Annotated in this window: 19 protein-coding genes; 11 read left to right on the top strand and 8 right to left on the bottom strand. The window is 71.2% G+C overall.

Going from position 1 to position 19,295, the window contains the following annotated elements; translation table 11 throughout:
- Window positions 1-241 precede the first annotated feature (241 nt).
- From AB0C16_RS09145 to AB0C16_RS09160, 4 genes are all read left to right on the top strand, one after another.
- The gene (locus AB0C16_RS09145) at window positions 242-910 is read left to right on the top strand and encodes a TetR family transcriptional regulator (RefSeq protein WP_357680588.1); all 669 of its coding nucleotides are present in this window, start codon (window positions 242-244) and stop codon (window positions 908-910) included.
- An 82-nt stretch (window positions 911-992) separates the two neighbouring features.
- Entirely contained in the window at window positions 993-1,952 is a 960-nt protein-coding gene (locus AB0C16_RS09150; protein WP_357680590.1) for an LLM class F420-dependent oxidoreductase, read from the top strand.
- Between the two features lie 7 nt (window positions 1,953-1,959).
- The gene (locus AB0C16_RS09155; RefSeq protein WP_357680592.1) at window positions 1,960-3,378 is read left to right on the top strand and encodes an amidase family protein; all 1,419 of its coding nucleotides are present in this window, start codon (window positions 1,960-1,962) and stop codon (window positions 3,376-3,378) included.
- Window positions 3,379-3,493: 115 nt separating this feature from the next.
- Entirely contained in the window at window positions 3,494-3,787 is a 294-nt protein-coding gene (locus AB0C16_RS09160) for a YkvA family protein (protein ID WP_357680594.1), read from the top strand.
- Here AB0C16_RS09160 and AB0C16_RS09165 read toward each other — a convergent pair.
- From AB0C16_RS09165 to AB0C16_RS09175, 3 genes are all read right to left on the bottom strand, one after another.
- Window positions 3,784-4,977: an amidohydrolase family protein gene (locus AB0C16_RS09165; RefSeq protein ID WP_357680596.1), complete on the bottom strand. Its 1,194-nt coding sequence runs from the start codon at window positions 4,975-4,977 to the stop codon at window positions 3,784-3,786. The genes AB0C16_RS09160 and AB0C16_RS09165 overlap by 4 nt on opposite strands.
- Before the next feature lie 166 nt (window positions 4,978-5,143).
- Window positions 5,144-5,893: a tyrosine-protein phosphatase gene (locus AB0C16_RS09170; protein WP_357680598.1), complete on the bottom strand. Its 750-nt coding sequence runs from the start codon at window positions 5,891-5,893 to the stop codon at window positions 5,144-5,146.
- A 10-nt stretch (window positions 5,894-5,903) separates the two neighbouring features.
- On the bottom strand, window positions 5,904-6,692 hold the full coding sequence (locus tag AB0C16_RS09175) for an SURF1 family protein (RefSeq protein WP_357680600.1): 789 nt from the start codon (window positions 6,690-6,692) through the stop codon (window positions 5,904-5,906).
- Window positions 6,693-6,906: 214 nt separating this feature from the next.
- Between AB0C16_RS09175 and AB0C16_RS09180 the strand changes: the two genes are divergently transcribed.
- Entirely contained in the window at window positions 6,907-7,554 is a 648-nt protein-coding gene (locus tag AB0C16_RS09180) for a VC0807 family protein (protein WP_357680602.1), read from the top strand.
- On the opposite strand, the gene AB0C16_RS09185 is transcribed toward AB0C16_RS09180, so the two are convergent.
- The gene (locus AB0C16_RS09185) at window positions 7,528-7,995 is read right to left on the bottom strand and encodes a helix-turn-helix domain-containing protein (protein ID WP_357680604.1); all 468 of its coding nucleotides are present in this window, start codon (window positions 7,993-7,995) and stop codon (window positions 7,528-7,530) included. The two genes, AB0C16_RS09180 and AB0C16_RS09185, sit on opposite strands and share 27 nt — an antisense overlap.
- Window positions 7,996-8,103: 108 nt before the next feature.
- Between AB0C16_RS09185 and AB0C16_RS09190 the strand changes: the two genes are divergently transcribed.
- From AB0C16_RS09190 to AB0C16_RS09200, 3 genes are read left to right on the top strand one after another with little or no spacing between them, the layout of a single operon-like run.
- Window positions 8,104-8,538 (top strand): GNAT family N-acetyltransferase, encoded by a 435-nt coding sequence (locus AB0C16_RS09190; protein WP_357680606.1) that lies wholly within the window; start codon window positions 8,104-8,106, stop codon window positions 8,536-8,538.
- 26 nt (window positions 8,539-8,564) lie between these two features.
- A complete protein-coding gene (locus tag AB0C16_RS09195) occupies window positions 8,565-9,164 on the top strand; it encodes a TetR/AcrR family transcriptional regulator (protein WP_357680608.1) in 600 nt (199 codons plus the stop codon).
- 34 nt (window positions 9,165-9,198) lie between these two features.
- The gene (locus tag AB0C16_RS09200) at window positions 9,199-10,173 is read left to right on the top strand and encodes an NAD(P)-dependent oxidoreductase (RefSeq protein WP_357680610.1); all 975 of its coding nucleotides are present in this window, start codon (window positions 9,199-9,201) and stop codon (window positions 10,171-10,173) included.
- Here AB0C16_RS09200 and AB0C16_RS09205 read toward each other — a convergent pair.
- Window positions 10,148-10,450, bottom strand: coding sequence for a hypothetical protein (locus AB0C16_RS09205; RefSeq protein WP_357680612.1), 303 nt, complete (start codon window positions 10,448-10,450; stop codon window positions 10,148-10,150). The genes AB0C16_RS09200 and AB0C16_RS09205 overlap by 26 nt on opposite strands.
- Window positions 10,451-10,604: 154 nt before the next feature.
- Between AB0C16_RS09205 and AB0C16_RS09210 the strand changes: the two genes are divergently transcribed.
- On the top strand, window positions 10,605-12,002 hold the full coding sequence (locus AB0C16_RS09210) for a methyltransferase (RefSeq protein ID WP_357680614.1): 1,398 nt from the start codon (window positions 10,605-10,607) through the stop codon (window positions 12,000-12,002).
- Window positions 12,003-12,295: 293 nt separating this feature from the next.
- Here AB0C16_RS09210 and AB0C16_RS09215 read toward each other — a convergent pair whose 3' ends face one another.
- From AB0C16_RS09215 to AB0C16_RS09225, 3 genes are all read right to left on the bottom strand, one after another.
- Window positions 12,296-15,262 (bottom strand): BTAD domain-containing putative transcriptional regulator, encoded by a 2,967-nt coding sequence (locus AB0C16_RS09215; RefSeq protein ID WP_357680616.1) that lies wholly within the window; start codon window positions 15,260-15,262, stop codon window positions 12,296-12,298.
- 257 nt (window positions 15,263-15,519) lie between these two features.
- Entirely contained in the window at window positions 15,520-16,164 is a 645-nt protein-coding gene (locus tag AB0C16_RS09220) for a GNAT family protein (RefSeq protein WP_357680618.1), read from the bottom strand.
- A 141-nt stretch (window positions 16,165-16,305) separates the two neighbouring features.
- The gene (locus AB0C16_RS09225; RefSeq protein ID WP_357680801.1) at window positions 16,306-17,592 is read right to left on the bottom strand and encodes a pyridoxal phosphate-dependent aminotransferase; all 1,287 of its coding nucleotides are present in this window, start codon (window positions 17,590-17,592) and stop codon (window positions 16,306-16,308) included.
- A gap of 79 nt (window positions 17,593-17,671) precedes the next feature.
- Between AB0C16_RS09225 and AB0C16_RS09230 the strand changes: the two genes are divergently transcribed.
- Together AB0C16_RS09230 and AB0C16_RS09235 are read left to right on the top strand one after the other, a co-directional pair.
- A complete protein-coding gene (locus tag AB0C16_RS09230; protein ID WP_357680620.1) occupies window positions 17,672-18,610 on the top strand; it encodes a LysR family transcriptional regulator in 939 nt (312 codons plus the stop codon).
- Window positions 18,611-18,621: 11 nt separating this feature from the next.
- On the top strand, window positions 18,622-19,293 hold the full coding sequence (locus AB0C16_RS09235; protein WP_357680622.1) for a ribonuclease HII: 672 nt from the start codon (window positions 18,622-18,624) through the stop codon (window positions 19,291-19,293).
- Window positions 19,294-19,295 lie beyond the last annotated feature (2 nt).

Here is a 19,295-nt window from a genome sequence, read left to right on the forward strand (position 1 = left end):
GAGGCGGCTGACGCCAGCGCGATTATGGAGATCTCAATGCCGAGGAGTGCGACTACTAGGAGGCGCACAGTTCCACGTATCCACATGTCGATGCCTTTTCGCGGAAATAGCCCTTCCGCCTGAAACATCAATCCCATGCTTCACACCAGCTGACCCCTGTCGCACACGGATTTTTGCCGTGTGTCGGTGATCACCGTGCGGCTCCATGACCTAACCGGCATCACGCCGTAAAGTGACGAACGTGTCCGAAGCCCGAAACAGAGGAGCGGAGAGCACCCGAGAGGTCATCGTCGAGACGGCCTTGCGACTGTTCCGGGAGCGCGGCTTCGACGCGACGACGATGCGCGCTATCGCCGCCGAGGCCGGAGTGTCCGTGGGTAACGCCTACTACTACTTCGAGAGCAAGGAGGCGTTGATCCAGGCGTACTACGACCGTGCCCAGGCCGAGCACGAGCTGGCCTGCCGTGAGCTGCTCGCCACGACGTCCTCCTTCGCGGCCAGGCTGAGCGGTGTGCTGCGCGAGTGGGTGCGCGTCTCCGAGCCCTACCACGAGTTCGCGGTCAAGTTCTTCAAGCACGCGGCCGAGCCCACCAACCCGCTGAGCCCGTTCAGCGCCCAGACGTCGCCGGCGCGCGAGGCGTCGATCGCGATCTATCGGCAGGTCGTCGAGGGCTCGCGCGACGCCATGAACGCCGAGCTGCGCGAGGAGCTGCCCGAGCTGCTCTGGCTGCTGTCGATGGGCATGGTGCTGTTCTGGGTGCACGACACGTCGCCCGGTTGCGTGCGCACCTACCGGCTGATCGACGTGACGGTGCCTCTCGTGGACCGGCTCGTCGGCCTCTCGCACCTGCCGGGGCTGCGGGGGATCACGAAGGACTTCATCGCGGCGATGCACGAGCTGCGCGCCTAGTGCCCGGCCGGATCATCCGGGCGGAGACGACATACCATCCGGTTGGTATGGTCGCGGTACTGACGCTTGGCTGGAGGCCTCGATGACCCAGAACTGGGGCATGACGATCCCCTTCTACGACCGTTCGCTGGCGAACTCACGAGACCTGATCGCGGAGTTGCCCGCGCTCGGCTACACCGACGCGTGGTCGGCCGAGGTCAACGGGGTCGACGGCTTCGTGCCGCTGGCCATGGCCGCCGAGTGGGCCCAGGGGATCAGGCTGGGCAGCGCGATCGTCCCCGTCTCCACGCGCGGCCCGGGGCTGCTGGCGATGTCCGCCGCCACGCTGGCCGACCTGGCCCCCGGGCGGTTCGTGCTGGGCATCGGCGCGTCCTCCCCGGCGATCGTGGAGCGGTGGAACGCGGGCACCTTCGCCAAGCCCTACGCGCGCACCCGCGACACCCTGCGCTTCCTCAGGAAGGCGCTGGCGGGCGAGAAGGTGTCGGAGAAGTACGAGACGTTCGAGATCAAGGGCTTCAAGCTGGAGCGGGCGCCGAAGGTCGCGCCCAAGATCGTGCTGGCGGCGCTCCGGCCGCGCATGCTGCGCCTGGCCGCGCAGGAGGCCGACGGCGCGATCACGAACTGGCTCTCGCCCGGTGATGTGCGCCAGGTGCGGGCCGAGGTCGGGCCGGACACCGAGCTGATCGCCCGCCTGTTCGTGTGCGTCAGCGAGGACACCGCCAAGGTGCGCGAGATGGCCCGCTGGATGCTCGCGAGCTACCTCACCGTGCCCGTCTACGCGGCCTTCCACGACTGGCTGGGCCGGGGCGAGGTGCTGCGGCCGATGCACGAGGCCTGGGCGGCGGGCGATCGCCAGGCGGCCCTGAAGGCCATCCCCGACGAGGTGGTCGACGCGCTGGTGGTGCACGGCGACGCCGCGACGTGCCGGGCCAGGATCCAGGAGTACGTCGACAACGGCCTCGACACCCCCGTCCTCGCGCCCATCCCCGGCGGCGAGGTGCCGATCGCCCAGGCCGTACGCGACCTGGCTCCCAAGGCCTGAGGTACACATGGACGACGTGCTGAGGTTGGACGCGGCCGGGCAGGCGCGGGCCGTACACGATGGGCGGGTGTCGCCTCGGGAGCTGGTCGAGGCGGCGATCGCGAAGATCGAGGCGCACGACGGCGAGCTCAACGCTGTCGTCCACCCACGGTTCGAGCGGGCGCTGGCCGAGGCCGACGGCATTCCCGCCGACGCGCCGTTCCGCGGTGTGCCGATCCTGCTCAAGGATCTCGGCTGGCGGCAGGCGGGCGAGCCCTACAGCGCGGGCTCGCGGGTGCTCGACGGTGTCCCGGTCGAGGAGAGCGGCTACGGCACGGTCAGGCTGCGGGCCGCCGGGTTCGTCGTGCTGGGGCGTACGAACACGCCCGAGTTCGGCAGCACGATCACCACCGAGCCGGCTGCGTTCGGACCCACGCGTAACCCGTACGATCCCGGATACTCCGCGGGCGGGTCGAGCGGTGGATCGGCGGCGGCGGTCGCGGCCGGGATGGTGGCGATCGCCACGGCCAGCGACGGCGGCGGCTCGATCCGCATCCCCGCCTCGCTCTGCGGCCTGGTGGGGCTCAAACCCACGCGCGGGCGCGTCAGCTTCGGCCCCACCGGTGGCGAGGGCTGGAGCGGCTTGTCCTGCCCCGGGTTCGTGACCAGGACCGTCCGCGACACGGCGGCGGCGCTCGACCTGGTCTCCGGCTACGTGAACGGCGACCCGTACGACGCGCCGCGGCTGCCGGGGCCGCTCGCCGAGGAGGTCGGCGCGGATCCGGGACGGCTGCGCGTCGGGTTCGTGACCAGCCACCCGAGGGGCGACGTGCCGGACGTGCCGGAGGTCGCCGAGGCGGTCACCCGGGCAGCCGGGCTGCTGGAGGCACTCGGCCACGACGTGTCGCCCGGCTGCCCCGAGGCGCTCGGCGAGGCCGACTTCCCCCGCCACTTCGGCGCGATCGTGGCGAACAACCTGGCCGCGGAGGTGGAGAACATCGGCGTCCGGCGCGGCAGACCCGTACGGATGGAGGAGCTGGAGCCGCGCAACGCCGCGATGGTGGGAGTGGCGCGCAACCACAGCGCGGCCGAGCACATCGTGGCCGTGCAGTGGATCGACGGTTTTCGCAGGCGGATGGCCGCATGGTGGGAGTCGGGGTACGACCTGCTGCTGGCGCCGTCGCTGGGCGTGGCGCCGTTCGAGCTCGGCTGGATCCCGCCCGACGACCTCAGCGTCGCCCTGGGCCGCACCGCGCACGCCGTGGGCTACACCTCGGCGGTCAACGCGACCGGCCAGCCGGCGATCTCGCTGCCGCTGCACTCCACGCGGGCGGGGCTGCCCGTGGGCGTCCAGCTGGTGGCGGCGGCGGGCCGGGAGGATCTGCTGGTGCGTGTGGCCGCGCAGATCGAGGAGGCCCGGCCGTTCACGCACGGGGCCCTGCGCTGACGGCGGGAACCAACCGGGCCCGGAAACGCGTTATGTCGTGAAAAGCCAGGGTAGGGGTGACGTCATGATGGCGAAGGCAGCACGGGCAGCGGCGGCTAGGCGGGCGTATCGAGATGTGACCAAGCCCGGCACACCGGGCCTCACGGCGCGGGTGCGGGCGATCCCGCGGATGATCGGCGCCGTGATGCGCGGCAGGTACACCGGTCTGGGCAAGTCGAAGCTGGCCATGATGGGGCTCGGCGTCGTCTACATCCTCTCGCCGATCGACGTCATCCCCGACTTCCTGGTGCTGGTCGGGGTCGCCGACGACTTCGGTGTCTTCCTCTGGCTCTTCGGCTCGCTGCTCGGCGAGAGCGGTCGCTACCTCGACCACGAGCGCGAGGTCATCCAGGGCAGGCTCGAAAGCTAGATCTCCTCCATCCTGAGCCAGGCGCGCGACGGCAGCGGATGGCCGAACAGACGGGCCGCGTTGCCGTAGGCGACCCTGGCGATGTCGGCGGGCGGCAGGGCGCCGAGGTTGTGGGTCACCGCGTGCTGCGTGTCGGGCCAGGTGGAGTCGGAGTGGGGATAGCCGCTCTCCTGGAGCACGTGGTCGAGCCCGACCGCCAGCCGCACCCCCGACAGGGCGTGGTCGTCACGAGTGCCGAAGTAGAAGTTGCGGCGCAGCACCTCGCTGGGCTTGAGCCCGCCCTCCCACGACACCTCGCCCACCGGGTGGTCGAGCGCGTAGTCGGCCCGCTCGGCGAGCATCGGCAGCCACCCGACGCCGCCCTCGACGATGAGGATGCGCAACGCCGGGAAGCGCAGCGGCAGGCCCGACCAGAGCCAGTCGGCGCAGGCGAACATGGCGGCGGTCGGCATCAGCGTGGTGATCGCCTCGATGGGCGTGTCGGGCGAGGGCACGGGCGACCAGCTCGACTCGCCGGTGTGCAACGCCACGACGGTGCCCGTCTCCTCGCACGCGGCGAAGAACGGGTCCCAGTGGCCGCTGTGGATCGACGGCAGCCGGAGCCGCGTCGGGAACTCGGGGAACACCACGGCCTTGAACCCGCGGGCGGCGTTGGCGCGGATCTCCTTGGCGGCGATGTCGGGATCGGGCAGCCACGGTAGTTGCAGGCCGATGATGCGCTCGGGGTAGGTGCCGGCCCAGACGTCGATGTGCCAGTCGTTCCACGCCTTGACCAGGGCCAGGCCCAGCTCCTGGTCGCGGGTCCTGGCGAACGGCATGCCGGCCTGGCCGGCCAGCATGCCGGGGAAGCAGAGCGCGGCCCAGATGCCGGCCAGGTCCATGTCGGCGATGCGGGCCTCGATGTCGTAGCAGCCGGGGCGCATGTTGTCGAAGCGGACCGGGTCGAGGGTCCACTGCTCGCGCGGCAGCCCCGCGCCCACGTCGAGACCGGCGCACGGGTAGGTGGCGCCTCCGTATCGCCAGGCCTGGTGACCGGCCTCCGTCTCCACGACCTTGGGCGCGACATCGGCGTATTTCTCCGCGAGCCGGCCCTCGAAGAGGTCAGGAGGCTCGATCAAGTGATCGTCGGCGGAGATGATCACATAGTCGCGCCGCCTCGGATCCGGATCGGGGAGCAGCGGCGTAGTCACGCAGGTAACCGTACGACGGCGGGATAACGTCGAACAAGCTGCGACGTCTCCGTTGGGTATCCACACCCTCGCGGAGCCCGGAATCGCCAGGAGGGGGATGATCGGCGACCCCGGGCCCGAGGGGTCCGCCTTACGAGGATGCTGCCCATGCGAACCCTGTCGCCCCCTACCCCGTTGTGTTCTGGTCAGTCGGTGCGAGCAGATGGTCCTGGAGCTCGCGGACGGTCGTGGAGTCGATCCGGAGCACGTCGGCGCAGTAGTCCTCGATCGAGCCGTGCCGGTCGGCGAGGTCGGCGAGGAAGAGCCGCATCGCCTCGGCCGGGGCCACGCCGAAGCCGGGCCACCTGGCCGCGGTGGGATGCCGTTTCTGCCAGCTGATGATGAAGCGCTCGGTGGCCAGGCCGGTCAGCGCGTAGTCGGCGACGATGTCCTCCTCCGCCACGCCCGCCAGGGCCAGCACGAGCGCGGTGAGCAGGCCGGTGCGGTCCTTGCCCGCGGCGCAGTGGATCACGACCGGCGCGCTGTCGGCCCTGGCGATCATCTCGATGGACGTGCGCAGGTTGTCGATGCCGTCCTCGGACACTTCGAGGTAGCGGTCGGCGAGGTATCTGCCCACGCCCAGCGTGTCGTCGTAGGCGGTGACGTCCCAGCGGCGCCCCTCGATGGGCAGGTTGTGATAGTCGAGCTCGTCGGCTTGCGGGACCCGGCCGGAGTTGGCGACCTCCTGCGGATGCCGCAGGTCGATGACGGTGCGCACGCTCAGCGCCCGGAACGTGTCGAGGTCGGCTCCGGCGAGCCAGCCCAGGGAGTCGGCCCGGTAGAGCCGTTTCCATCGGACGGATCGTCCATCTTTTGTGGCGTATCCGCCCACGTCACGAAAGTTATAAATGTTGAGGAACTCAATGTGACGAAGCACCCTTGGTACTTTAACCGGTAGAAGCGGTTTCCTCCTGGGACACACCCTGAGCCCCCGCCGCCTTCCTGTCGGCCACCTCGCGCCGGATGAGCAGCAGCCAGCCGCCGATCGCCACCCCGATGAACAGCCACCACTGCACGCCGTAGGCCAGGTTGAGGCCGCCGCCGGAACCCACGTCGGGCGCGGGGACCGGCTCGGGCGCGGACGCGACCTCCGGTTGCTGCCCGGTCAGCTCCACGTAGCCGTCGAGCAGCCGGTAGGGCAGGCCCTGGCCGATCGCGTCGCTGTTGATGAGCAGCACCTGCCCGGCGGGCAACCCGGGCCGGTCGCGGAGGCCGCTCGACTTCTCGGTCTCGCTCAGGCGTAGCCGTCCAGTGACATTTACCTGACCTGTCGGCGGCGGCGGCACCTCGGGCGGGGAGTCGGCCGTCGCCCCCGCCTTCACCCAGCCGCGGTTGACGAGCACGGCCCGCCCGTCGGCGAGGGTCAGCGGGGTGAGCACGAAGTATCCGGGCCGGCCCTCCTGCGGTCGCCGTCGCACCAGCAGTCCGTGGGCCGGGTCGTAGGTGCCGGAGGCCGTCACGGTCCGGTAGCGGTCGTCCTGGTCGATCTCCTGCCCGGCCAGGCTCTCCACGGGCACCGGCGGGGCCGACAGGTTGGCGGTGACCCGGTCGGAGTTGGCCGAGCGTTCCTCGAACCGCCCGAACTGCCATTGCCCCAGGAAGACGAAGGCAGGGATCACCAGCAGCACGACGATGTGCAGGGCGATCCAGCGAGGCGTGAGGAGGAACCGGTACACCCTTCAAGGGTAGGCATCGGCACCCGTGCTCTCCCACACGCCTCTCCTCGACCTGCCGTCTTGGCCGGACGCGGGGACGTGATCGCCATCTGGTCGAAACGGTGACCGAATACCGGTTCATCGCGTACGGTCGGGATTCGTCCCGTACGACCCCTCCGAAGGGCCTCACCCGGGATCCCCCCGTCACCCCCTCGAGAGGCCCTCGAAGAGCCCCATGACCATGCTTGCCGCGCCCCCCGCGGGGCCCGTGTTCGAGCTGCCCCGGCTTCCGTTGCTGCTCCGCCACGCCGTGCCGCGGATCTTCGAGGGCATGATCCTGCCCGTCGCCGTCTTCTACGCCGGGATGATGGTCTCCGGCTTCGTCGGAGGCGTCGTGGTGGCGGTGGTCTGGGTTTACGGGGGAGTGGCGTGCCGGCTGGCCAGACGCCGCCCCGTGCCGGGGGCGGTGCTGCTGGCCGCGGGCACGGTCACCGTGCGGGCGGTGCTTGCGCTGCTGTCCGGCAGCGCGGTGCTGTTCTTCCTGCAGCCGACGCTGGGCGTCTTCTGCGCCGCCGCGGCGTTCCTGGCGACGGCGAGGGTACGCAGGCCGCTGGCCCGTCGGGTGGCGGAGGACCTGGTGCCGCTGCCCGCCCATGTCCTGGAAAATCCGCTGATGCGGCGGTTCTTTACCCGGCAGTCCCTCGTCTGGGGATGCGCCCAGCTCGGCAACGCCACCCTGAGCCTCTGGCTGCTGTTGAGCCAGACCATCCAGACCTACCTGGTCGTACGCACCTCGGCCGTGGCCGTGCTGCTGACCGGGGCCGCGCTGCTGACGCTGGTCGACTTCCGGCGCTGCCTACGCGCTCTTGAGCTTGGCGCCTGAGCCAGGCAGCGGCGTGACCTCGTGCGGTCCGGCCACCTCGTGACCCTCGGCGCACCGGAAGTGCTGCTCGACAGGGGCGCCGCAGTCGCGGTGGGTCAGCCGCACGGGCGGGCCCTGCTCGCCGGAGAGGTATTTGTCGCCCCAGTGCATCAGTGAGACCAGCAGCGGGTAGAGGTCGCGGCCTTTCTCGGTCAGCCGGTACTCGTCGCGCTGGCGCTGGCCGGGCTCGCGGTAGGGGACCTTGCGCAGCAGCCCCTCGTCGACCAGCCGCGCCAGCCGGGCGCTGAGGACCTGCCGGGGCGCGCCGGTGCTCGCCTGCATGTCGGCGAACCGGCGTACGCCGCTGAATGCCTCACGCAGCACCAGGAAGGTCCATTTCTCCCCGACGATGTCCAGGGTTCGCTCGATCGAGCAGTTGTCCACCCGGAAAGGCACGTTCATACGCACTATCATACCTGAGTTCATTTGACAGACTCAGGATCGATGGACCAAGCTGAGTCTGTGCTTGGAACTCAGATTCGCCTCGCCCGATGTGACGACGAGGAGCGGGTGAGACGCTTCCTCGTCGGGCTGTCCCCCCACACCCAGACCCTGCGCTTCTTCACCGGGGTCACCAGCCCCGCCGCCGGCCTGGTGCGCGCCCTCCTCGCGGTGGACGAGCGCCGGGAGGCCCTGGTCGCCACCCGCGAGGACGAGATCATCGCCCACGCCATGAGCTACCAGGGCGGCGTGGCCGACGTGGAGATCGCGGTCGTGGTGGCCGACGAGTGGCAGGGGGTCGGGCTGGGGCCGAGGTTGATCAACGCGTTGCTGTTCCGGGCCGCCGTGCGGGGCGCGACCACCGTCGGCATGGACGTGCTCGGCGAGAACAGGCGGGTGCTGAAAATGATCCGGCGGCAGTGGCCGGACGCCACGATGAAGGTCGTTTCCGGTTCGGTGGAGGTGACCGCTATGATCCAACGGCCCGGAGTATTTGCGGAATAAGGTTCTGGTGCCTCACCATTGACGTCGTGAAGAGTGTCAAGAACGGACGCGACGGGCGGACCCGGATCATCGAGGGTGCGCTTCGCCGATTCAGCCAGGACGGAGTGTCGGCCACAACGCTGGCCAGCCTTCGCGAGGAGAGCGGCGTCAGCGTCGGCAGCTTCTACCACCACTTCGCGAGCAAAGAGCACGTCTTCGGCGTGCTCTACACCGAGATCCTCAACGCCTACCAGGCCGCCTTCCTGGCCGAGCTGGTCCGGCACGAGACGGCTCGTGACGGCATCGAGGCGGTCGTCGCCTTCCACATGCGGTGGGCCCGCGAGCACCCCGAGCGGGCCAGGCTGCTGATCAGCGAGCGCCCGCCGCGCAAGAACGAGCCGGGAGGCGCCGAGGTGGCCGAGGGCCGCCGGGCGTTCTTCCGCCACGTGTCCGACTGGTGGATGCCGCACATGAGGGCCGGCCTGCTCCGGCCCGTGCATCCGACGATGTGCTACGTCCTGTGGCTCGGCCCGGCGCAGGAGATGTGCCGGCTCTGGTTCGCCGGCGCCTACACTCCCAGCGACGAGGAGATCAAGGGCCTGGGAGAGGCCGCGTGGCAGAGCCTCCGCCAGCGCGGGGAGCAATGATCTCAGCACCCTCTGTGGTGTTATTGTCGCGGATGTGAAACGACCTCGGGCGCTGGTGCTGCCCGCACTGCCGGAGCGCGCCCTCGCCCGCCTGAGCGAGGTGGCCGACCTGGCCGAGGTTCCACCGCGACCGAGTCTCGGCTTCACCGACGAGCAGCTCGCCGACCTGGTCATCGCGACGGGCGCGACCGTGATCATCACAAACGGCGACGAGGTGCGCACATCGGTGCTCTCACTGCCCCTCGACGTGGTGGCCGGCATCGGCGGGCCCGCCGGGATCGACCTGGCGCTCGCCGCCGAGCGCGGGGTGACCGTCCTGTCCGCCACCGACCGCGACTCCGAGGCGGTCGCCGAGCTGACGGTCGCGCTCATGTTCGCGGTCGTCCGCCACCTCGTCACGGCCGACAGAGAGGTACGCCGCGGCCGCGTCTACCGTGGGCGGGTGCCACCGGCGCAGCGGCATCGCGGCCGGCGGCTCAGCGGCCGGACGTTCGGCATCGTGGGGCTCGGCCGGGTCGGCAAGGCGCTGCGGTGGCGCTGTGAGGGCCTCGGCATGCGGGTCATCGCCTGCGACCCCTACGTCGCGGAGGCCACCCACACCCTGACGGCCCTGCTGGCCGAGGCCGACGTCGTCTCGCTGCACGTGCCGATGACCGGCGAGACCAGGGGTTTCTTCGGTGGTGTCGAGTTCGCCGCGATGCGGCCGGGGGCCATCTACCTCAACACCTCGCGGGGCGGGCTCCACGACCTGACCGCGCTGGTCGAGGCGCTCCGCTCGGGACATCTGGGCGGGGCCGGGCTCGACCATTTCGAGGGCGAGTGGCTCGACCCCACGCATCCGCTGACCCGGCTGCCCAACGTCGTGCTCACGCCCCACCTGGGCGAGGCGACCGGGGAGAGTCAGGAGGAGCGGGCCGAGACGATCGTGGAGGACATCGCGCGGCTGCTGCGCGGCGAGAAGCCCGCGCACGCCTGCCCGCCGGTCATACGAGTTGCCGGATCCGCGTAGGCACCCGCCAGCGGCCCGCGTCGAGCGAGATGTCGAGCCGCAGGTCGCCGCGCTTCCTGCGCAGCCCCGGCACACGCACCCGGTCGTGCACGTCGAACCGTCCCCGGTAGGGGTAGCCGAAGCCGAGCTCGCCGGGCAGCACACGGAGGTCGTCACGGTTGCCGCAGCGGGGGCAGGTCCACGACACCAGGTCCAGCCCGCGGTTGTAGTCGGAGCAGGCGCGGAAATACTCGTCGGGCACGAAGCGGGACTCGCAGGCCAGGCACGGGATGAGCACGGGATCCGCTCCTCTTCGAACGGCGAGCTGGGCTCCCTAGAGATATCGCGCCCCGCTTGTCCCCCGCTTGCAGAACGCTTGGGTATTTCGGTAACAGTATGAACACTGTCAGTATTGGATCATGCGTGTCGCTCTGCGGTGAAAGGATGGACCCGTGGAACGACTGCGCGATCACCTTCTGGAGACCGGTTACACGATCGACGGCGTCCGCGACCGGCTGGGCCGGATGGCGGCCTCCGCCTTGGCCCGCGAGGAGCTGGTCCCGGCCATGCGCGCGACGGCCGATGGCGACCCGCTGGCCACGATGATCCGGCTCTGGTGGCTCGGCGTGCCCGTCCCCGCCCGGAGCCTGCCGCCGGCGGTGCTCGAGTCGGGCCTGGTCGTGGGCGAGGGTGACCTGGTCAAGGCCGAGGTGCACCTCCAGCCCTGGGAGACCGGTGGCTACCTGGTCTCCGACCGCAAGGTGCGGCCGGGTGACCCGGCCCTGCGCGCCGACCACGTCGTGGGCGCGGGCGGCGCCTCGGCCAACCTGGCGCAGCTGGTCAGCCGCCGGCCGGTCGGCCGGGCGCTCGACCTCGGCACCGGCTGCGGCGTGCAGGTGCTCCACCTGGCGGGCCGGGCCGGCGAGATCGTGGCCACGGACGTCAACCCGCGGGCCGTCGAGCTGGCCAGGCTGAGCTGGGAGCTCTCCGGCGTTTCGGGTGTGGACGCGCGGTTGGGCTCGATGTTCGATCCGGTCGAGGACGAGCTGTTCGACCTGGTCGTCTCCAACCCGCCGTTCGTCGTCTCCCCAGCCGGAAACCTGACCTATCGCGAGTCGGGGGGCGAGGGCGACGCATTCTGCCGCGATCTCGTACGGCAGGCGCCCCGCCACCTCAACCCCGGCGGCCAGGCCCACTTCCTGGCCAACTGGCTGCACGTCGAGGCCGAAGACTGGCGCGAGCGCGTCGGCGGCTGGCTCGGCGACACCGGCTGCGATGCCTGGGTCGTCCAGCGTGACGTGCAGGACCCGGCCGAATACGTCGAGCTGTGGCTCAGGGACGCCGCCGAGCAGGGCACCCCCGGCTACACCGAACACTACGACCGCTGGCTGTCGTGGTTCGAGGAGCACAAGGTCGAGGGCGTCGGCTTCGGCTGGATCACGCTGCGCAACTCCGGCACGCTCGACCCGGTGGTCCGTGTGGAGCAGCTCACCCACCAGGTCACGCTCCCGGTGGGCGACTACGTCGACGACGTGCTCGACGCCATCGCGACCGCCCACCGCGCCAAGGACCTCGCGTCCGCGCTGCCCCGGACGGCCGACGGGCTGCTCGACGAGCGCATCGGCCTGCCGGGCGCCGAGGACCCGATGCGGATCGTGCTGCGCCAGACCACGGGCCTGCGCCGGGTCAGGGAGGTCGGCACGGTGGAGGCCGCGCTGGCCGGGGTGTGCGACGGCGAGCTGGCGCTGGGCCCGCTGCTCAACGTGATAGCCGAGCTGGTCGGAGACGGCGATATGCTGCAGGCCGACTCCATCCGCCCGCTGATCGCCGAGGGCTACTTCCTCCTCTGACAAGTGCGGCAATCGGCTGTTGATTGGATGTTGAGCCCCAGAGCGGACGCTCATACCACGACACGGACCCGGGGGGTTCGAGGCCCGTGTCTGGTCCGGCCGGCCGTCTATGTGAGGCGGCTAGCCGACACGCGGAGCATCCGGACAACCGGGCCCCCTGGCGACGCGTGACGGTCAAGATGGCCGGCCGGGCCGAACATCCTCAGGAACCACCGGTCACGGGGGCTTCGTGACTCCAAAGGACAGCCTTGATCAACCATGTGTGGATGACACGTCTGGACGACGAGCTGTACTCAGGACTCGACGACCTGAGCGCCGTCGAGGAGGACCTTGAGGTCCCCGGCCTCGGGGGCGCCGAGCCTGGTGAAGATGTCGAAGGCCTGCCGTAGACAGTCGGTGCTCCGCTCGGCGGCGCCGAGACCCTCGAGCGCCTTGCCCAGCACCGTGAGCGAGAGCGCCTCGCCGTACGGATGACCGATCTCCCTGGACACGACCAGCGCCTCCTCGGCGTGGCGTACGGCGTCGGAGTAGCGCTCGGCGGCGATGAACGTCTCCGCCAGCCGCGAGCAGACCCGCTGCTCCCAGACCCGCTGCTTGCTCGCGCGGAAGAAGGCCAGGCACTCGGCGTGGTGGTGGACGGCCTCGGTGAGGCGGCCGACCCGGGAGAGCACGATGCCGAGGTGATAGCGGGCGCGGGCGGTGCCGGCGCCACTGCCGATCTCGGTGAAGATGGCCAGGCCCTTCTCGGCGGCGGCGATCGCGTCCTCGGGGCGGCCGAGGCCCAGGTGGTCGCGGGCGGAGTAGCTGAGCACGAGGGCCTCGCCGGCGGGCACGCCGTTCGCCCGGTAGAAGCGCGTGGCCGACTCGAACCAGGACAGCGCCTCGGTGTGGCGGCGCTGCCGGCCGACGACGACGGCCAGGGCGTTCATCACCTCGCCGGTGACGACCTTCTCCTCGCGGGCGACGGACAGCTCGTGCACGATCCTGAACTGCTCCTCGGCCTCGGCCAGCCGGTTGCCCGCGAACATCACCCTGCCGAGCACGTAGCGGGCCCGCAGCTCGCTGCCCTTGTCGTCGATGCGCTGGGCGGTGGCCAGCACGGCGCGGGTGCCGTGGCCGAACTCACGGGTGTGGGTGCCCGCCTCCAGCAGCGGCTCCATCGCCACCAGCAGGTCGCCGGCGGGCAGCAGCTGCTCGGCCGTACGGGAGGAGCCGGCGGCCTGGTTGATCGCGGCGAACAGCGAGTCGCCCTCGGCGATCAGCCAGGCGACGGCCTCCTGGACCGTGCCGAACGTGCGCCCGCTGCCGACCACCACCAGATTGTCGGCGATCATGCTGCCCTCGTAGGCCAGCCGGTGCGCCGACTGGGCCGAGGCCAGGTAGAAGCCGAGCAGCCGGCGCAGCGCCATCGTCCGGGCCTGCTGCCGCTCGGTCTTCTCCAGGATCCGCCGGGCGAACAGCTTGATCAGGTCGTGGAAGCGGTAGCGCCCCGGCGCGGGCGCCTCCAGCAGGCTGGCGTCGACCAGCGACTCCAGCAGGTCCTCGGTCTCCAGCGTGCTCATCGCCAGCACCGCCGTCGCCGCGCCCAGCGAGATGTCGGGCCCGCTGGGCAGCGACAACAGCCGGAACGCACGGGCCTGGGCCGCCTCCAGCTGGCCGTACCCGAGGGCGAAGGTGGCCTCCACGGCCAGGTTGCCCACACGCAGCTCGTCGAGGCGGCGCTGCTCGTCGGCCAGCCTGGGCACCAGGGAGGCGACCGTCCACGAGGGCCGCGCCGCCAGTCTGGCGGCCACGATCCGTACGGCCAGCGGCAGGAACCCGCAGGCGGCCACCACGTCCATGGCCGCGCCGTGCTCGGCCGCCACCCGCTCGGGCCCGGCCACCGCCGCGAACAGCGACAGCGCCTCGTCCGGCTCCATCACGTCGAGGTCGATCAGCCGGGCCGACGGCAGGTCGGCCAGCTTGACCCGGCTGGTGACGATCGCCGCGCAACCGGGCGAGCCGGGCAGCAGCGGGCTGACCTGCTCGGCGTCGCGGGCGTTGTCGAGCAGCACGAGGATGCGCCGGTCGGCCAGGATCGACCGGTAGAGCGCCGACCGTTCGGCCAGCCCCTCGGGGATGACGTCGGCCGGGATGCCGAGCGCGCGCAGGAACGCTCCGAGGGCCGACTCGGGCGCGGTGGCCTCGCCGGTGTTGCCGCGCAGGTCGGCGTAGAGCTGGCCGCCGGGGAACAGGTCACCGGTGGCGTGGGCCACGTGCACGGCCAGCGCGGTCTTGCCCACGCCCCCTATGCCGCAGATCGCGGCCACCGGCACGCCCTCGCCGGACGCGTGCGCCGACAGCAGCGTGCGCAGCCGCCCGGCGATCTCCTTGCGCCCGGTGAAGTCGTTTACGGCGGCGGGGAGCTGCGCCGGCCGGGGCAGCTCCGGCGCCGGCTCCTCCTCCTGTTCGGGCGGCTCGGGCTGCTCGGCCGCGGCCAGGGTCGGGTCGGCGGCCAGGATGCGGTGGTGCAGCTGGGTCAGCTCGGGGCCGGGTTCGATGCCCAGCTCGTCGATCAGCGCCGCGCGCGTCTCGGTGAAGACCGCGAGCGCGTCGCCCTGCCGGCCGCACCGGTAGTAGGCGAGCATGAGCTGGGCGCGCAGCCGCTCGCGCAGGGGGTGTTCGGCGGTCAGCGCGATCAGCTCGGAGACGACCGACGCGTGGGCGCCCAGCTCCAGGTCGACGTCCATGAGCGTTTCGATCACGGTGATCCGGCGCTCGACCAGCCGGTCGCGCTGGTGCTCGGCGTAGGGGCCGACGGCGCCGGCCAGCGGCTCCCCCTCGAACAGGGCGACCGCGGCGCGCAGCGCCCCGGCGGCGTCGGTGAGCCGGCCGGCCTTGCGGGACGCCTCGGCCTCGGCGATGCCGCGCTCGAAGCGGGTCAGGTCGAGCGAGCCGTCGGGCAGCCGCAGCGCGTAGCCCCGGCCGACGGAGGTCAGCAGCTCGGGCCGGGAGCGGGCGGGCCGGTCGGGTTCGAGCACGGTGCGCAACCTGGAGACGTAGGTGCGCAGTGCGCCCAGCGCCCTCGGCGGTGCCTCCTCGCCCCAGACCGCGTCGATCATCTCGGACGGGGTGACCGCGCGCCCTTCGCGCAGCAGCAGCATGCCGAGAATGGAACGCTGCAACGGGGTGCCCAGGTCGAGCTCCTGGTCGGCACGCCACGCGCGCACAGGACCGAGCACGGCGAAGCGCAGTCCGCCTTCGATGTCCTGACCAGCCATGCCGTACATCTCCAAGGCAATGGAACGATTTGTTACCAAATCATAGATCCATCCTCGCGTAACAGACAGGCGCCGTGCCTTTCGTTAACCCAAGCGTTGATCTGGTGTTGATTGTCTGTTGAACGTGTGGCCGCATGCTGAGGTCAGTAAAGGCATGGCCCCAGGACACGGGGGCGGTCATGCCTCATTCATATCGGGCCCGGAAAAGCTACAGGCCCCGCCCTGAGGTTCGGGCGGGGCCTTCGGTGGATGTTTTCCTATGCCGCCGGGACCAGGCCGAGCCGGAGCGTCAGCTGTTCTCGGACCGCGGGCCATTCCGAGCGAAGAATCGAGTAGTACGCCGTATCTCGGACCGTGTCGTCGGCGCCCCGGCTATCCGCTCGCCGCACCCCGTCGAAGTGTGCGCCGAGGGCGTCGATGGCGGCCCGGGATCGGCTGTTGCGGACATCTGCCTTCAGGGTTATGCGGTGGACGTTCCACGTCTCGAAGGCGTGTGAGAGCAGCAGGAACTTGCTCTCGCGGTTGACACCCGTGCCCTGGGCGGACGCGCCCAGCCAGGTGTAACCGATGTCGGCCACGGACGGGACCTCGCCCACCGCGCCCCGTGTGCCCGGAGGCCAGGGCAGTGGACCCTGCCAGTACTCCAGGTGCATGAGACGGGTGGCACCGACCACGCGGTCGGTGTTCAGCCACCGGATGGCGAAGGGCATCGTGCGGCCCTCCGCCTGCTCAGCCAGTGCGGCCTCCACATAGGAGACCATCTCGTCCCGGCCATCCGGGACCCGAGTGAAGGCATACGCAGAGCGGTCTTCACTCGCCGCGGCGACGAGCTCGTCGACCGCCGCGTGGCTGAGAGGTTCCAGGCGCACGAGGCGCCCGGACAAGGTGACAAGAGCGGGCATGAGCACATGATGAGGGGTGCTTGGGCATGGTGTGACCAGGCGACGCCGGGCAACTTTCGCGCCTTTCGGCGGAGTGAGTGTTTTCCCAGGTCAGAGGGCCGATTCCGATGCCCGGAACCGGCCCGTTGGGAAAGATTTCGGCTAGCCGTGACACGCGGTCGGCACGAGCGTCGGACGCCGTTCGCGCGACGCCGCCCGGCGGGTCGGCGACAGCCCTTTCAGACCCGTCGAGAGGTGGTCGAGACTGGCCGCGATCCATGGCAGCCGGAGCGGATCCGGGCTGTGCAGAGCGGCCAGGCGCTCGGCCGTCGTCTCCCCGTAGAGCAGGCTGACCGCCACCCGCACCCGCGCGGCGGCCGGGTCTTCGCCGAAGGCCTGACCGGGCAGCACGCCGATGGCGTGATCCTCGAGCAGCCTCCGGGTGATCTCGGCCGAGCCGCCCAGGCGCAGGTGGCCCAGGTCGGGGTAGAGGTAGAAGCCGCCCTGCGGCACCGGCGCCGACGCGCCGATCTCGGCGAACCTCTCGTGCACCGCCCGCGCCACCGCGCCGTGCAGCCTCCGGCTCTGCACGATGCGCCCCATCAGCTCGGGCGGGTCGGTGAAGGCGTAGGTGGCGGCTTCCTGCACCGGGGCGGCCGGGGCCGACCAGATCTCGCTGGCCACCCCGAGCAGGCTCCTGCGCAGCTCGTACGCGCCGTCGGGCAGCCGGGCCACGCCGATGCGCCAGCCGCCCAGCGCCAGGCTCTTGCTCAGCCCGGTGGTGATGACCGTGCGCTCGGGCGCGAGCTCGGCCGGCGAGGTGTAGGGCAGGTCGGGGGTGTGCAGGAGGTCGCGGTAGATCTCGTCCGAGATGATGATCAGGTCGAGTTCGCGGGCCACCCGCACCAGGCGGCCGATGGTCTCCGGTGTGGCGAGGCGTCCGGTCGGGTTGTCGGGCAACGTCACGAGCAGCGAGCTGACGGTCCTGCCCTGGGCGCGCGCGTGGAGCACGGACGAGGTCACCAGCTCGGGATCGGGCACGCCGCCCTCGCCCGGAGGCGCGGGCACCAGGATCGGGTGTGAGCCGATGAGGTCGGCCTGCGCGGCGTAGCTGACCCAGCTGGGCATCGGCAGCACGATGTCGCCGCCTATCGCCAGGAGCAACCCGTACAGCAGCGATTTGCTGCCGGGGCCGCAGACCACCAGGTCGGGGTCGGTCGGGAGCCCTCGCCGGGTCCAGTAGCCCGCCGCCGCCGCGCGGAGCTCGGCCGCTCCCGCGACCGGCCCGTAGCCGTTGCGATGGGAGGCGGCGACCAGCCGTTCGCGCAGCGCCGGGTGGACGGGCAACCCGGCCTCACCGAAGGCCAGATGCAGCACGCGCTCCCCGGCGCGCCGTCTTCGCTCGATCTCCTCGTTCGCCGCCAGGGTGGCGGACAGGGTCACCGTCATGTTTGTCACGTTCCCAGGGTGGTTGGATGAAGGCATCACCACAAGCGCCCCTTGTTGTGGGTAGGCATAAGGAAGTCCGATGCTCGAATTGCGCCGTTTGGCGTTGATCTGCGAGTTTGCCCGCCGTGGCAGCATCGCCGCGACGGCTGAGTCGCTCGGCTACAGCCCCTCCGCCGTGTCCCAGCAACTGGTGGCACTCGAACGCGAGACCGGCACCGCGCTCATCGACCGGACCGCGCGCAGCGCGGAGCTCACCGACGCGGGCCGCCGCCTCGTGGTCCACGCCGAGCGCATCCTGTCCATGGTCGAGGAGGCCGAGTCCGACCTCTCGGCGCACGCGGGCACCCCGAGCGGCCGGGTGGTGCTGACCGCCTTCCCCACGGCGGCGGTGGCGTTCGCGCCCGCGCTCGCCCGCTCCCTGCGCCGCCACACCCAGCTGACCCTCCGGATGCGCCAGAGCAGGTCCGGGCGGGGCATGCGGGAGGTGCAGTCGGGCGAGGTCGACATCGCGCTCGTGGACGACTGGTACGGCCGGGCCGGCAGCGGCAACGAGAGCGTGCGGGTGTTCCCGCTGCTGCACGACCCGCTCGTGCTGGTGCTCCCGCGCAAGCACCGGCTGGCCGACCCCGAGGTGCCGCTCGACCTGCAGGAGCTGCGCGACGAGCCGTGGATGGCCACACCGGACGGCGAGCCGTCCCGGCTGGCGGTCGACCGGCTGTTCGTGGACGTGGGCGGCACCAAGCCGACGCCCTGGGAGTTCGAGGGCCTGGGCACGATCCTGTCGCTGGTGGCCAAGGGCATCGGCATCGCCGCCGTGCCCGCGCTGGCGCTCGGGGCCGGGGTACGCGGCCTGGCCGTCCGCCAGTTTCCGGGCGACCCGGTGGGCCGCGAGGTGCACGCCGTCGCCCGCGCCTCCAGCGTCCACCGCCCCTCGGTGTCGGTCACCCTGCGGGCCATCCACGTGGCCGCCCGCTACATCGCCGCCGATCTGGATCCGGTACGGCTCGCGGAGCGGTAGCGTCTGCGGCTATGGCGCCGTCCTACGACATCGAGCACCTCCTGCTCTCCCAGAGCAGCGCCCGTACGGTGGCGGGCATCGACGAGGTGGGCCGCGGCGCCTGGGCGGGCCCGGTGACGGTCTGCGCGGTCGTCACCGACCTGTCGGCCCCGCCCTCCGGCCTGACCGACTCCAAGCAACTGTCGGCCGCGAAACGCGAGAAGCTCGCCGTCGAGATCGAGTCGTGGGCCGCCGGCATCGGCTACGGCGAGTCCACGCACGCGGAGATCGACACGCTGGGCATGACCGAGGCGCTGCGGCGGGCCGCCCGCCGGGCCCTCGACGCCCTCCCCGTCCGGCCCGACGCCGTGATCCTCGACGGTGGCCACGACTACATCGGCGCGCCCTGGCCGGTCCGGCTGGAGGTCAGGGGAGACGCGGCGAGCATCTCGGTGGCGGCCGCGTCGGTGCTGGCCAAGGTGCGGCGCGACGCCTACATGGCGACGATCGGCTGCCCCGGCTACGGCTTCGCGGACAACGCCGGCTACCCGTCGCCGGTCCACCAGGAGGCCCTCGCGCGCCTCGGGCCCACCGAGCACCACCGGATGTCCTGGTCCTACCTCGACGACCTGCCACGGTGGCGGCACCTCAAACGGCACCGCGACCCGGCGGTGATCGAGGGCCAAGTCAGCCTGTTCGGCTAGCC

Origin of the sequence: Nonomuraea sp. NPDC048916, from assembly GCF_040649575.1 — a bacterium.
Lineage (GTDB): Bacteria > Actinomycetota > Actinomycetes > Streptosporangiales > Streptosporangiaceae > Nonomuraea.